The 13,692-nt window shown below is 71.6% G+C and carries 10 protein-coding genes; 8 read left to right on the top strand and 2 right to left on the bottom strand.

Features of this window, described 5'->3' with window-relative positions; all coding sequences use genetic code 11:
* Positions 1–248 precede the first annotated feature (248 nt).
* The 4 genes from ALI22I_RS22715 to ALI22I_RS22700 all read left to right on the top strand — a co-directional run bounded on the left by ALI22I_RS22715 (position 249) and on the right by ALI22I_RS22700 (position 5,415).
* On the top strand, positions 249–1,592 hold the full coding sequence (locus ALI22I_RS22715) for an NYN domain-containing protein (RefSeq protein ID WP_077007680.1): 1,344 nt from the start codon (positions 249–251) through the stop codon (positions 1,590–1,592).
* 296 nt (positions 1,593–1,888) lie between these two features.
* The gene (locus tag ALI22I_RS22710) at positions 1,889–2,929 is read left to right on the top strand and encodes a C40 family peptidase (protein WP_083751933.1); all 1,041 of its coding nucleotides are present in this window, start codon (positions 1,889–1,891) and stop codon (positions 2,927–2,929) included.
* A 61-nt stretch (positions 2,930–2,990) separates the two neighbouring features.
* The gene (locus ALI22I_RS22705) at positions 2,991–4,259 is read left to right on the top strand and encodes a basic secretory family protein (RefSeq protein ID WP_238598510.1); all 1,269 of its coding nucleotides are present in this window, start codon (positions 2,991–2,993) and stop codon (positions 4,257–4,259) included.
* Between the two features lie 25 nt (positions 4,260–4,284).
* Entirely contained in the window at positions 4,285–5,415 is a 1,131-nt protein-coding gene (locus tag ALI22I_RS22700) for a glycosyltransferase family 4 protein (protein WP_077007544.1), read from the top strand.
* Positions 5,416–5,619: 204 nt separating this feature from the next.
* Here ALI22I_RS22700 and ALI22I_RS22695 read toward each other — a convergent pair whose 3' ends face one another.
* Complete coding sequence (locus ALI22I_RS22695) at positions 5,620–8,613, bottom strand: AfsR/SARP family transcriptional regulator (protein ID WP_083751932.1); 2,994 nt, start codon at positions 8,611–8,613, stop codon at positions 5,620–5,622.
* Positions 8,614–8,921: 308 nt separating this feature from the next.
* Positions 8,922–10,730 (bottom strand): AMP-dependent synthetase/ligase, encoded by a 1,809-nt coding sequence (locus ALI22I_RS22690; protein ID WP_077007542.1) that lies wholly within the window; start codon positions 10,728–10,730, stop codon positions 8,922–8,924.
* Positions 10,731–10,843: 113 nt separating this feature from the next.
* On the opposite strand from ALI22I_RS22690, the gene ALI22I_RS22685 reads away from it, so the two are divergent.
* From ALI22I_RS22685 to ALI22I_RS22670, 4 genes are read left to right on the top strand one after another with little or no spacing between them, the layout of a single operon-like run.
* A complete protein-coding gene (locus ALI22I_RS22685) occupies positions 10,844–11,224 on the top strand; it encodes a polyketide cyclase / dehydrase and lipid transport (RefSeq protein ID WP_143532365.1) in 381 nt (126 codons plus the stop codon).
* An 11-nt stretch (positions 11,225–11,235) separates the two neighbouring features.
* A complete protein-coding gene (locus ALI22I_RS22680) occupies positions 11,236–12,024 on the top strand; it encodes a metallophosphoesterase family protein (RefSeq protein ID WP_077007540.1) in 789 nt (262 codons plus the stop codon).
* Between the two features lie 27 nt (positions 12,025–12,051).
* Positions 12,052–12,489 carry an SRPBCC family protein gene (locus tag ALI22I_RS22675; protein ID WP_077007539.1) on the top strand — a complete coding sequence of 146 codons (438 nt, stop codon included), beginning with the start codon at positions 12,052–12,054 and terminating at the stop codon, positions 12,487–12,489.
* Positions 12,486–13,688 carry an ArsA family ATPase gene (locus tag ALI22I_RS22670; protein WP_077007538.1) on the top strand — a complete coding sequence of 401 codons (1,203 nt, stop codon included), beginning with the start codon at positions 12,486–12,488 and terminating at the stop codon, positions 13,686–13,688. Before ALI22I_RS22675 ends, ALI22I_RS22670 begins: the two co-directional genes overlap by 4 nt.
* The last annotated feature ends 4 nt before the right edge of the window (positions 13,689–13,692 follow it).

Raw genomic sequence — 13,692 nt, 5'->3', positions numbered from 1 at the left:
CCCGACTCCGACAGTGTTGGATTGCCGCTGCTCCGCAGACGGCGGGCGAGGTCGCCTGGGAAGTCGGTCGTTCGTGACTCATTTTCCGGCGATCGAAAAGCGCGATCGCCGGAAAATGAGTCACGAACGACCGACGCGACCTCGCGGGGCGGGAGACGTGGGGGCGACGCGGAGCGTGTTAGCTCGTGTTACCGGATCGCTGGATAATCCAACACAGGCCGTAGCATGTATGGGTGCAGGAGCCGATCATGCCGGTGGACGATGGCGACGACCTGGTGGCCGAGGGGCCCGAGCAGGTCGTCGAGTCCACTGTGGACTGGTCTGTCCTGCCCGAGCCGTTGCGGGTGCGGCTGGCGGAGTTGAGCGCGGATGCGTTGGGGGAGTTGGCGAAGGTCGACGTTCCCCAGTCCCTGCGCGCGGTGGCGCGGTTCGCGCCGACCAAACGTGCGCGGTTGGGGGCGCCCGCGTTGCTCGGCGGGTTGAAGGCGTCGGCGAACTTCCGCGCCGCCGTCGTGGAGTGGCTGGAGCGCAACCGGCCGGCCGCGCTGGAGGTGACGTCGCCGGACCCGGTGGCGGCGGGCGCGGCGGCGATCCTCCAGGGCGAGGATGTCGCGGCCCACTTCATCGAACTGGTCGGCCGGCGCGTGGCGGACGCGTCGCTGCGGTCCGAGCGGGATCTCGCGGTGCAGCGCGCGGAACGGCTTGAGGCCGAGTTGGAGCGGTTGAAGGCGGAACGGGCGCAGGCCGGTGGCGCGGCGGACAAGATCCGCGAAGAGGCCGAAGTCGAGCTGGAACGGCTGCGCAAGCGGTTGCGTGAGCAGGGCGTGCGGCTGCGCGAGGCCAAGGACCGGGCCGAATCGGCGGTGGCCGAGATGGAGCGGGCGCGGGCGGAGGCCGACGCCGAGTTGCGCCGGTTGACCGCCGAACGGGACCGGGAGCGCGAACGCGCCGAGCAGGAGCGCTCGAAGGCGCAGCGGGCCGTGGCGGACGCCGAGGTGGCGCGCCAGTCGGCCAAGGAGGCCCGCCAGGCCGACGAGGTGCGGTTGGCCCTGCTCGTGGACACCCTGGACGGCGCGGTGAACGGGCTGCGCCGGGAGCTGGCCCTGGGTGGGGCCGGGCCGAGGCCTGCGGACCTCGTGCGGGGCGCCAGCGCGGCGCAGGGCGCGGTCGGGCGGGTGGAGGACCCGGCGGCGTTGGACCGACTGTTGGCGCTGCCCGCCGTTCACCTGATCGTGGATGGCTACAACGTCACCAAGACGGGTTACCCGGAGCTGTCGCTGTCCGATCAGCGGGACCGCCTGGTGCACCAGTTGGCGGTGTTGGCGGCACGCACCGGCGCGGAGGTGACGCTGGTGTTCGACGGCGCGGGCGTGGTGGCCGTGCCGACGTCCGCGCCGCGCGGGGTCCGGGTGCTGTTCAGTGATCCGGGCGTGCTGGCGGACGACGTGATCAGGGCTCTGGTGACGGCCGAACCGGAGGGCCGTCCGGTGGTCGTGGTGACGTCCGATCGGGCGGTGGCGGATTCCGTTCGGCGGCGTGGCGCGCATCCGGTGCCGTCCGCGGTGCTGTTGGCCCGCTTGGGCCGGGTGTGAGCCAAATCGTGTTTTTAACACCACCGGGTGTCACACGACCAGGTCACAGCTAGGCCGTTCGGTAACGAGCGTCGAGCCGGGTGGTTTTTCGCCCCCCGCTAGTGGACGCAGGGACTCACTTTTCGTAACCTAGCCGAGATCTCGCGGCGGGCAGCGGTCCATCCTGGGCCGCGACGCGGGTTCACCGCCGAATCGGCCTGTCGGGGAGCCGAGCCGGACACTCGAACCAGAGGACTGCCGGGCATTGTCATGCGCCCGGTCGGCAGGCGGTTCACACGAAGGAGACACACGCGACTGTGGCGTCGCAACGACTCAAGCGCGGCCTGCGCGGGGCGATGGCGGCCACGGCGGTGGCCGCTGCCGCGGTGGGCGTCATGCCCGTACCCGCCGGAGCTCAGCCGAACACCCCCGCGAACGCCTCCGAGGCGCTGAAGAAGTACAACGAACTGGCCGAGCAGGCCACCAAGCTCAACGAAGAGGTCCTGCGCGCCGAAGAGCAGCGCGACGCCAACCAGGCCGTGCTGAACGAGGCGAACGCGGCCCTCGCGCAGGCGACCACGGCGGGCGAGCAGGCGAGGACCGACGAGGAGAACTTCCGGGTCCAGGTCGACAAGCTCACCGAGGCCTCGTTCGAGGGCGCCCGGTTCAACCAGCTGTCGGCGTTGCTGGTGTCCGACTCCCAGCAGGACTTCCTGAACCGCATGTCCGCGCTCGGCGTGCTCGCGGCGGACAACAACGAAGCCCTCGGGCTGCTGTCCGGCGCCGTCAGCGCAGCCGAGGACGCGCGCGTGAAGGCGGCCGAGGCCCAGGGCAAGGCGCAGGCCGCGACCGACGAGGCGATCCGGATCGCCGACGACATCAAGAAGCGGCAGACCGAGCTGGCAGGCCAGATCACCGAGGTCAAGGACCAGCTCAACCGGCTGACCGCGCAGGAGCGCAACACGCTGCGCAGCGTCGGCGAGGTGGTCAACGTCACCGCGCCCGCGGGCGCGGCGGGCGAGGCCCTGCGGTTCGCCCTGAACCAGCAGGGCGACATGTACCGGTACGGCGCGACCGGTCCGGATTTCTGGGACTGCTCAGGTCTGACGTCGAAGGCCTACGCGGAGGCGGGTGTGACCATCCCGCGCACCTCCGGAGGCCAGGCCGGCGCCGGGCGGGCGATCAGCCGGGCCGAGGTCGGGCCGGGCGACCTGATCATCTACAACGGCGGCAACCACGTGGCCATGGCGGTGGACAACGGGCGGGTCGTGCACGCCTCCACCGACGGCGTCCCGGTCAAGGTCGTGTCGCTGGAGTCCCCGGGTTCCATCTACGCGATGCGCCGCATCGCGGGCTGACAGTCGTCGTCCAGCAGGGCCATCCTGAACGGGGTGGCCCTGCTGATGACTTTGGAGGCTCGTGAGCCGCTTTCGGGTCCTACTGGCCGCGTTGGTGGCCGTGACCTTCCTCTCCGGACTGGGTGTGGCCGTGGTGGGCACGGTGAGCCCGTCCGCGTCTTCGGCGTCCGCCGACACCGTCTCCTCGACGCGTGCGGACGCCGTGCGATCCCTGCTCGAACGGCGTGCGCGGGCGTTGCTGGAACGCGACGAGACGGCGTTCACCGCGGATCTCGACCCGCTGGCCGACGCCGACTTCCGGCAACGGCAGCTCGACCTGTTCCGCAACCTCGCCGCCGTGCCGCTGGCCGAGTGGGACTACCTGGTGGAGGGCGAGACGGACCTCTCCACGCTCCAGCTGCCCGCCGCCGACGAGGTGTGGGCGCCGGACGTGCGGCTGTCCTACCGGCTCAGCGGCGTGGACGTGGAGCCGAGCAGCCAGGGCATGGCGTACCTGTTCACCCGGCGCGGCGACCAGTGGTACCTCAACTCCGACACCGCCCTGGAACCGGTCGGCAGGCGAACCTGGCGCGGGCCGTGGGACTTCGGGCCGTGCCACGTGCTCGTCGGCACGGGCGGGTTCGTGCTGAGCCACCCCGGCGGTGAGGTGCTGGCCGCGCGGGTGTTGGCGGAGCTGGACAGCGCGGTGGCCGCGGTGACCGAGGTGTGGGGCGAGGCGTGGCCGCGCCAGGTGGCCGTGCTGATCCCGGCGAGCCCGGAAGAGATGGTGTCGTTGGTCGGACCGGGCTTCGCCACCGGGTCGATCGCGGGCGTCGCGGTGGCCGATCGGGTCGATCCCGACACGCACACCGCCCGTGGACAACGGGTGGTGCTGAACCCGGACAGCGCGGGGGCGTTGGCGCCGTTGCCGTTGCGGGTGCTGCTGCGGCACGAGATCACGCACATCGCCGCGCGCGGTGCGACGGTGGACGGCGCGCCCATGTGGGTGCTGGAGGGGTTCGCGGACTACGTGGGCTACCGGCGCAGTGACGTGCCGCCGCGCAAGGCCGCGCCGTTGCTGGCCGCGCAGGTGCGGCAGGGGGTACCTTCGGCGTTGCCGTCGGACGCGGACTTCCGCGGTGGCTCGATGGAGTTGGCCTACCAGCAGTCCTGGTCGTTGAACCTGTACCTCGCGTCGTCGTTGGGGGAGCCGCGGCTGGTGGAGCTGTACCGGCGGCTGGCGCGGGTTCGGGCGTCCGAAGTGGACGGCGTGCTGGTGGAGGTCACCGGTGACGACACGGCGGCGCTGCTGCGGGGGTGGCAGGACTTCCTGCGGCAGACGTTCCCCTGATCCGGCGTTCCCGTAACGTGGGCGCGTGCGTCGGACCCTGTTGGTGACCAATGACTTCCCGCCACGGCCCGGCGGTATCCAGGCCTACTTGCACGCGTTGGCCGTGCGGCTGCCTTCGCTGGTGGTGTACGCGCCGTCGTGGGAGTCGGCCGCGGGCTCGCACCCGTCGTTCGACGCGGCGCAGCCGTTCGAAGTGGTGCGGCATCCGGGGACGTTGATGCTGCCTACGCCGGACGTGGTGCGGCGGGCGTCGGACATCCTGCGTGGAGCGCGCTGTGAGGCCGTGTGGTTCGGGGCGGCGGCGCCGTTGGCGTTGATGACGTCCCGACTGCGGGCGGCGGGCGCTTCGCGGGTGGTGGCGTCGACGCACGGGCACGAGGTCGGGTGGTCGATGCTGCCGGGGGCGCGACAGGCGTTGCGGCGCATCGGGTCGGATGCGGACGTGGTGACGTACGTGAGCCGGTACACGCGGTCCCGTTTCGCGGCGGCGTTCGGTCCGCTGGCGGCGTTGGAACACCTGCCGTCCGGTGTGGACACGTCGGTGTTCGCCCCGGATGCTTCCGCGCGGTCCGCTCTGCGGGCCCGTTACGGCCTGGGTGACCGCCCGGTGGTGGTGTGCGTGTCGCGGCTCGTGCCGCGGAAGGGGCAGGACGTGCTGGTGCGGGCGTTGCCGGAGATCCGGCGGCAGGTGCCCGACGCGGCGTTGCTGCTGGTGGGCGGCGGGCCGTACCGGAAGACGCTGGAGAGCCTGGCGGCTTCCGTCGGGGTGTCGGACCACGTCGTGCTGACCGGCTCCGTGCCGTGGGAGGAACTGCCCGCGCACTACAACGCCGGTGACGTGTTCGCCATGCCGTGCCGGACGCGCGGTCGCGGCCTCGACGTCGAGGGCCTGGGCATCGTCTACCTGGAGGCGTCCGCCACCGGCCTGCCGGTCGTCGCCGGCCGCTCCGGAGGCGCCCCCGAAACCGTGCGCGACGGCGTGACCGGCCGCGTAGTGGACGGCCGCGAGATCTCCGACGTAGCCGACTCCGTCGCCGCCCTCCTGGCCGACCCCAGCACCGCCGCCAAGATGGGCGCCGCCGGCCGCGAATGGGTCACCACCAACTGGCGCTGGGACGCCCTAGCCGACCGCCTGGCCACCCTGATCAACACCTGAACGCTCAACTCACCCATTCCCACCGTTGGACACGCCCGTTCTGAACGTTGGACACGCGGGGCCTGAGTGTTCGACTCTCGAACGTCGGGGACGGGTGAGTTCTACGTTCGCGTCGCGCGTGTCCAACGTTCAGAACGCGCGTGTCCAACGTTGGGAATGGGTGAAGTGAGCGTTCGGGATGGGGGTGTGAGGGTGGGAGCGCTCTCACTGGGGGTGCGAGTGGGGGTTGGGTTGGGTGGTTTCGTTGGCTGGGGATTGGTGGGCGGCGGCTAGTTCGGTGCGGGCGGAGCGTTCGGTTACGCGGAGGCCCAGGGTTGTGGTGAGGGTTACGGCCTGGGTGGCCAGGGCTTTGGCCTCGGTGAGTTGGCCCAGGAGTCTGCGGACGGCCGATAGGCCGACCAGCGCGCGGGCCTCGCCGGGGAGGTAGCCGATGCGGCGGGCCTTGGTGAGGGCCTGTTGGAACTGTTCGTCGGCGGTTCGGAGGGAGCCCAGGCCGCGGTTCGCGGAGGCCATGACGATCAGCACGTTCGTGGTGATGCGCTGGTCGCCGTCCTCGCGCAGTTCGGTCAACGCCTTGTCTGCCAGCAAAAGGGCCTCGGAGTGTTCGCCGAGGTCCAGGCGCACGGAAGCGATGCTCTCCAGGGCGCGTGCGGCGGCCTCGCGGAAGCCTGCCTCGATCGACAGGCGCAGCGCCTCGGAGAGGTGGGTGAGCGCGCGCTGCGGTTCGCCGATGAGCTGCGACGCCACGCCCAGCAAGGTCAACGCGGTGATCTCGCTGGCGCGCATACCGTGGTCCACGCTGATCGCCAGCGCTTCGCCCAGCAGGTCCACCGCCTCGGTCAGCTCACCGGTCTCGATCGCCAGCACGCCCAACCCGGTCAGCACGCCCGCATCACCCGACCGGGGCCCGCCGGACTCGCGCTTCAACGCCAGGCACGTCTCCAGGTCGTTCCGCGCCCCCGCCAGGTCGCCCGCCTCCATCCGCACCACGCCGAGGTAGCTGCGCACCCCTGCCTCCGACGCCAGGTCACCGGACATCCGGTGCAGCTCCACGGCCCGCGTGTAGTACGAGATGGACGTGTCGAAGTCGCCGAGCCGCCAGTGCAGCGTGGCCAGGTTCTGGTGCATCGCCGCCTCACCCGCGACGTCACGCTGCGAGTGCGCCGCGTCCAACCCGTACTGCGCGGTCGACAGCCACTCGGTGACGTGCTTGCCGATCCACAGGTACCCGCGCAGCGCGTCGGCCAGCCGCCACGACACCGCGGCCGGCCCGCGTTCGGCCGCCGAACGGATCGCCGCGGTCAGGTTCGCCCGCTCCGCGTCCAGCCACGCCCGCGCCTGCGCCGCCGTCTCGATCCGCGGCAGCCGCACCGCCCGCCCGACCGGCGCGGGCAACCGCATCAGATCCGGGTACAGCAGCTCGGCGCAGTGGTCCACCGCCCGCACGTAGAACTCCAGTACCCGTACCCGCGCCGCGTCCACGTCGGAGGCCGGCTCGGCGTCGGCTGCCTTCCCGTCGGCCACCTCGGCGGCGAACCGCGCCAGCTCGTCGTGGAACGAGTACCGCCCCGCCCCGGACCGCAGCACCAGCCGCGCCCCGGTCAGCTCGTCGAGCAGCGCGGCGGCCTCCGGCACCGGCAGGTCGGCCGCGTTCGCCGCCGCCTCGGTGCTGAAGTCCGGCCCCGGCACCACGCTCAGCAGCCCGAACAGCCGCCGCGCGCCCGGCGTGAGCGAGGCGTGCGCGAGGTCCAGCGGATGGCGGGCGCCCAACCGTTCCAGATAACGCCCCACGGACCCGTCGCCCACCGACGCCGCCGCGATGTCCAACGTCAACGGCAGGTGCCCGCACCGCCGCGCCAGCTCCTCCGCCGCCTCCCCGGACCGCCGCAGCAGGGCCAGCGACTCGTGCGGCTCGAACACGTCCAGCCCGACCCGGCGGGCGCCGTCGACGGCGATCAGCCCGCGCAGGTCGTCCCGGCTGGTCACCAGCACCGGGCAGCTCGCCGCGCCCGGCAGCAGCGGCCGCACCTGGTCCGGCGCGGCGGCGTTGTCCAGCACCAGCAGCATCCGCCGACCCGTCAGCAACGACCGGAACAACGTGCTCTGCTCGTCGGAGTCCACCGGGATCTGCTCGGGCGGCACGCCGAGCGCCCGCAGGAACCGGGGCAGCACCTCCACCACCGGCCCCGACCCGTACCCGCGCATGTCCACGTACAGCCGCCCGTCCGGGAACCGGTCCCGCAGCCGGTGCGCCACGTGCACCGCCAACGCCGTCTTGCCCACCCCCGGCACGCCGGTCAGCACCACGATCGGCACGGCGGTGCGAGGCCCGTCCGGCGCGATCAGCCGCGAAATCCGCTCCACCAGCTCGACCCGCCCGACGAACCCCGGCACGTCGGGCGGCAACTGGTCCGGCACGTCCGGATCGGCCCGTTCGGCAGGCGCGGCCAGGCTCGGGTCACCGACCAGGATCGCCTGGTGCAGCTCGCGCAGCGCCACCCCCGGCTCGATGCCCAGCTGCTCGTTCAGCATCCGGTCGACCAGCCGGAACGCCTCCAGCGCCTCGGCCTGCCGACTGCCCCGGTACAGCGCCACCATCAGCTGCGCCCAGAACCGTTCCCGCAACGGGTGGTCGGTGGTCAACGACCGCAGCACCGGCACCAGCCGTTCGTGGTTGCCCAACGCCAGCTCGACGTCGTTGCGCTCCTCGTGCACCACCAGCAGCCGTTCGGCCAGCCTCGGCACCTCGTCCTCGCGCAACGCCTCCGACGGCACGTCCGACAACGCCGGACCGCGCCACAGGCTCAACGCCTCCGAGTACAGCTCGGCCGCGTCCGCCAGGTGCCCGGACTGCGCGGCCTGCCGGGCGAGGCCCGCCGTGGTGGTGAACCGGTGCACGTCCACGTGCTCGGGCGGCACCACCAACCGGTAGCCGTCCGAAGTGGTCCGGATCAACGACGGGTCGCCCAGGAGCTGCCGCAGTCGCATGACGTAGGTCTGCAAGGTGCCGCGCGTGCGGGCCGGTGGGTCGTAACCCCACAAAAACGAAACTAATTCGCCAATTGAGACGACCCGGCCGGCGCGCAGCGACAACGCGGCCAGCAGCGCCCGGTGCTTTCCGGCCCGAACCGGTACCGGTTGACCCTGTATGCGCACGTCAAGGGGGCCGAGAAGACCGAACCACGGCCCAGCACCCATCCGCCTGCGTCCCCTCGTCCGGCCTCCCCGCGGCACAGCCTAGGACGGGCGCTGACGGCCCGAGTCACCGCCGCGTCAGCGATACGACAGCGCGCTCAGGCACTCTTGGGATCGTCCCGGTTGGGGGACCGGGACAACACAACTTCTCGGGTCCGCGTCAGCGGATACGCGATCACTGGGGGTCGAGTGGCCCGCACCGAAAGGTGCGGGCCACTCGTCTGTGTTGGATGGCCGCTGCTCCGCAGACGGCGGGCGAGGTCGCGGTGAGGGTTAGCCCGCGTAGATCATGGTGGGGGTAGGGGTGGGGGTCAGCCTGCGTAGATGGCTTCGATGTCCTGCTTGTAGGTCGAGGCCACGACGGATCGGCGCAGCTTCAGGCTCGGGGTCATCTCGCCGCCCGCCTCGGTGAAGTCCACCGGCAGGATGCGGAACTTCTTGATCGCCTCCGCCTTGGACACCGCCTGGTTGGCCTCGTCGACGGCTGCCTGGATCACGCCGCGGAGCGTCTCGTCGTCCACCATCTCGGACACGGTCGCCGACGCCGGCTTGCCGTTCTGCTCCTTCCACGCCGGGAAGAACTCCGGGTCGATCGTGATCAGCGCGCCGATGAACGGCTGCGCGTCGCCGACCACCATGCACTGGCTGATCAGCGGGTGGGCCCGGAGGCGGTCCTCCAGCACGGCGGGCGAGACGTTCTTGCCGCCGGCGGTGACGATGATCTCCTTCTTGCGGCCGGTGATCCGCAGGAAGCCGTCGTCGTCCAGTTCGCCGATGTCGCCGGAGTGGAACCAGCCGTCCTCCAGCGACTCCGCCGTGGCCTGGGCGTTGTTCCAGTAGCTGCGGAACACGATGTCGCCCTTGATCAGGATCTCGCCGTCCTCGGCGATGCGCACCGAGGTGCCGATCACCGGACGGCCCACCGTGCCGACCCGGAACGCGGCCTCGGTGTTCACGCACGCCGCCGCGCTGGTCTCGGTCAGGCCGTAGCCCTCCAGCACCGGCACGCCGACGCCGCGGAAGAAGTGCGCCAGCCGTTCGCCGAGCGGCGCGCCGCCGGAGATCGCCGCGATGGCCCGGCCGCCGAGCGCCGCCTGGAGCTTGCTGTAGACGAGCTTGCCGAACACCGCGTGCTTGACCTTGAGCCCGATGCCCGCGCCACCGGTGTCCAGCGCCTGGCTGTAGGCCACCGCGGTCGCCTCGGCGGCGTCGAAGATCTTGCCCTTGCCCGCCGCGTGCGCCTTCTGCTTCGCGCCGTTGTAGACCTTCTCGAACACCCGCGGCACGGCCACCACGAACGTGGGCCGGAACGACTGCAGGTCCTCGACCAGGGTCTTCACGTCCGACGTGTGGCCCATGGTGACCCGGTTGTACAGACCGCACACCGACAGCGCGCGGGCCAGGATGTGCGCCAGCGGCAGGAACACCAGCAGCGAGTTGCCCGCCTGCATGAGCTGCGGGAACGCGACGTTCGCGCCGCGGATCTCGGACAGCAGGTTGCGGTGGGTGAGCTCGCAGCCCTTGGGGCGGCCGGTGGTGCCGGAGGTGTAGACGATGGTCGCGGTGTCGTCCGCGCCGACCTCCTTGCGCCGGGCCCGCGCGTCGTCGTCGGACACCGAGGCGCCCAGCGCGGTCAACTCGTCGATCGCGCCCGCCGCGTCACCGGAGGGCCCGTCGATCTGCCACACGTGCCGCACCTCGGGCAGGCCCGCGACCACCGAGTCCACCGTCGCCCGGTGCTCGGAGGTCTCCACGAACACGGCCTTGGCCGAGGAGTCGGACAGGATCCACTCGACCTGCTCGGCCGAGGAGGTCTCGTAGATCGGGACCACGACACCGCCGGCGTGCCAGATGGCGAAGTCGAGCAAGGTCCACTCGTAGCGGGTCTTGGACATCAGGCCCACCCGGTCACCGGGCTGGATACCCGTCGCGACCAGGCCCTTCGCCACCGCGAGCACCTGGGCGGCGAAATCGCGGGCGGTGATGTCCACCCACGTCCCGTCCACGCGGCGGCGGAAGCTGACGGCGTTGCCGAAGCGCTCCGCGTTCGCCCACACCATGTCGGTGAGGTTCTCCTCGGCAGCCACAGTGGCGGTGGCGGGGACGCTGAACTCGCGCACGTCGACCTCCGGACGATTTGTTTGTTACCGGTGGGGAAACTTAGCCTGTGATTCCGGCGATACACCAGGCTGGTGGGTAGTTCCGTAACCGTGTCGTGGCACTCTTCCCACCCGTGCCCAGTGTCGACGTGGTGGACGAGACGTTCCTCGCAGTGCCTCCGGCGGTGGTCGCCGCCGCTTTCGCGCCACCTTCCGCATGGGCCGAATTCTGGCCCGACCTGACCCTCGACGTCTACGCCGATCGGGGCACTCAGGGGCTGCGCTGGACGGTCGGGGGCGCGTTGGTCGGAACGATGGAGGTGTGGCTGGAGCCCGTCCTGGACGGCACCCTGCTGCACTACTTCCTGCGCGCCGACCTGCCCGGCGACCCCTCCGACAAGCGGGTCCGGCAGGAGGTGCGGCGCCGCCAGCTGGCCGCCAAGGAGGTCTCCCTGGGCCTGAAATCGACCTTGGAGGACGGCCGGCCGCCCGGGATCGCCCCCGCCCTGCCGTAGATTCAAGCCCCGTGCGGGTTCACGTCGTCTCGGATGTCCACGGCAACGCGGAGGCCCTGGCCCGCGCCGGTGAGGGTGCCGACGCCCTGGTGGTGCTCGGCGACCTGGTCGACTTCGTCGACTACTACGACCACGGCAAGGGCATCCTCGGCCGGGTGTTCGGCGCGGAGAAGGTCGAGGTCTTCGCCCGGCTGCGGCGCGGCACGCTCGGCGCGGAGACGGTCCGCTACATGCGGTCGCTCTGGGAGAGCCTGGACAACGCCGAGGACGTCGTCCAAGAGGCGATCATGGAGCAGTACACCGCGCTGTTCGGCGCGATGAGCGCCCCCACCTACGCCACGCCCGGCAACGTGGACAGCCCCGAGTTGTGGCCGATGTTCGCCCGCGACGGCGTGCACGTCCTGGACGGTCAGGTGGCCGAGATCGGCGGGCTGCGGTTCGGCTTCGCCGGCGGCGCGCTGCTGCACCCCGGTTTCGTGCCGAGCAGGCGCGGCCCGTGGCGGCCCTACCTGCGCACCGAGGAGGAGTTCGGCGCGGCCCTCGCGGGCCTGGGCGAGGTGGACGTGCTGTGCACCCACGTGCCGCCCGCGGTGGCCGAGCTGACCTACGACGTGGTCGCCCGCCGACCGGAGCTGGGCTCGACGTCGTTGCTGAAGGTGATCGAGCGCGACCGGCCCCGGTGGTCGGTGTTCGGGCACGTGCACCAGCCGATGGTGCGCCGGGTGCGGGTCGGCTGGACCGAGTGCGTCAACGTCGGTCACTTCCAGCGCAGCGGCACGCCCCACGTGTTGCATTGGTGAGCAGAACTACCGGGTAGCCTCCCCGACATGGCCGACGAGTCCACCCAGTCCATCGTCATCGACGCGACGCCCGAGGAGATCCTGGCGGTCATCGCCGATTTCGATGCCTACCCCGAGTGGGCCAACGGGGTGAAGCGGACCGAGGTGCTGGAGACCGGGTCGGACGGCCGCGCGGCCCAGGTCAGGTTCAACATCGACCAGGGCCCGATCAAGGACGAGTACGTGCTCGCGTACGACGCGTGGTCGACCGATCGGATCTCGTGGCGCCTGGTCAAGGGCCAGATGCAGAAGTCGCAGGAGGGCAGCTACGTGCTGGTCCCCAAGGGCGACTCGACCGAGGTCGTCTACACCCTCTCGGTGCAGCTGGTCGTGCCGATGATCGGCCTGTTCCGCCGCAAAGCCGAGAAGATGATCATGGACACCGCGCTCAAGGAGCTCAAGCGGCGGGTGGAAAACGCTGGATGAGCGCACGCCTGCTGCTGTTCACCGGTAAGGGCGGGGTCGGCAAGACGACCTTGGCCGCCGCCACCGCCGCCGCGCTCGCCGCCGGAGGCCGCAAGGCGCTGGTCGTGTCCACCGACCCGGCGCACTCGCTCGGCGACGCGCTGGGCGTGCCGCTGTCCGGGCACGTCACCGAAGTCGGCTCCGCTTCCGCGACACTGCACGCCGCGCAGATCGACCCGCGCGCGCTGGTCGACGACGCCTGGCGCGACCTGCGCGGACACCTGCGCACGGTGCTCGCGGGCGCGGGCGTCGACGAGCTGGACGCCGAGGAGCTGACCGTCCTGCCCGGCGTCGAGGAGCTGCTGGCGCTGTCCGAGGTGCAGCGGCTGGCGAGCTGCGGGCCGTGGGAAGTGGTGGTCGTGGACTGCGGCCCGACCGCCGAGACGTTGCGCCTGCTGGCGCTGCCCGAGGCGTTCGCCTCCTACCTGGAACGGCTGTTCCCGACCCACCGGCGGGTGGTGCGCGGGCTGCTGGCCGGTGTCGCGGGCAACGGCACGGTGGAGAAGTGGGACGCCACCGCCGACGCCCTGGGCAGGCTGGCGGACAACCTGGAACAGCTGCGCGGCCTGCTGACCTCGCCGACGACCAGCGTGCGGCTGGTGCTGACCCCCGAACGGGTGGTTGCGGCGGAGACCCGGCGGACCGTGACGGCGCTGGCGTTGCAGGGCATCCGGGTGGACGGCGTGGTGGCCAACCGGGTCGTGCCGCACCCCGGCGCGGGCCGCGGCCCGGCCGCCGCGTGGCTGCGCACCCGCCGTGCCGAGCAGGACGCCGTGCTCGCCGAACTGGCCGACCTCGGGTCGGTGCGCACGGTCGAGCACCGGGCCGCCGAACCGGTCGGCACGACCGCGTTGCTGGATGTCGCCGACGGCCTCTACCAGGGCCAGGACCCGCTGGACGGCACCGCCGACGACGGGCAGCTGCTGGCGGTCGAGCGGACCGGCGAGCTGGAGTACACGCTGCGCATCGCGTTGCCGGTCGGCGACTCGTCGCTGGACCTGGCCCGGGTGGGGGACGACCTGGCCGTCACCGTGGACGGCAGGCGGCGGCTCATCGCGTTGCCGTCGCTGCTCCAGCGCTGCCTCGTGACCGGCGCGGAGCTGGACGACACCGGGTTGGCGGTGCGGTTCGCACCCGACCCCGATCTGTGGATGCGGTGAGGCA

Origin of the sequence: Saccharothrix sp. ALI-22-I (assembly GCF_001984175.1) — a bacterium.
GTDB lineage: Bacteria > Actinomycetota > Actinomycetes > Mycobacteriales > Pseudonocardiaceae > Actinosynnema.
Note: the sequence above shows the minus strand (reverse complement) of the source record. Positions and strands in the feature narration are given on the sequence as shown.